The organism is Salinimicrobium oceani, from assembly GCF_012037645.1.
Window position 1 is genome coordinate 1 of record NZ_JAAVJR010000153.1, and the last position, 689, is coordinate 689.

Here is a 689-nt window from a genome sequence, read left to right on the forward strand (position 1 = left end):
TACTGGAAAAGATCTATAGCGAAAGAGAATACAAGTCGCTATGGAGAGACGGGGAACATATCTATTTGTTTTACAACAACCTGGCGGAAGCAGATCTCGAAGGGCTTAACTTTGAGGATTATCACGGCGAAGAAATAGACAGGCTGCTTTCGGCAGGAGACCTGGATGAAGATGAGGCGGCCGGGCTGGACCTGCTGCTTTCTGACGCTTTTCTTACTTATGCCCGGCATCTCTACTACGGCAAACTGGATCCAAGGGAACTCAATGAATTTTGGGGTGTGAAAAAGGAGGAAAAAGATCTTGCTTCCCTGCTGAAAAACACCATTGAAAACGGAAATTTCGAAGAAGTATTTGAGGATCTTAAACCTAATCACCAGGTATCTCGCGATTTGAAAACCAGCCTTGCTGAATTTGAAGAACTAAAGGAAGAAAAAGGTGATACAAAGAAAATTCCTGAAGGAGAATTGATCAACCCGGGAGACAAGGATGCGAGGATCCCCGCGATAGCAAAAAGATTAAATACGCTTCAGGTGCAGGTAGATACTTCAGCTGTTGACAGCACTTATTCCGAAGCTTTAGTAGAAGCAATAAAAGAATTTCAGCAGAGCAAAAGTATACAGACAGATGGGATCATAGGGAATTCCACAATTTCAGAATTAAATAAGAGTCCGCAGGACCGTTACAAGCAG

The 689-nt window shown here is 43.3% G+C and carries 1 protein-coding gene; it reads left to right on the forward strand.

The window, feature by feature from the left end:
- Window positions 1-689 (forward strand): L,D-transpeptidase scaffold domain-containing protein (locus HC175_RS15970; RefSeq protein ID WP_209310022.1); only part of this gene is annotated, 689 nt, incomplete at both ends.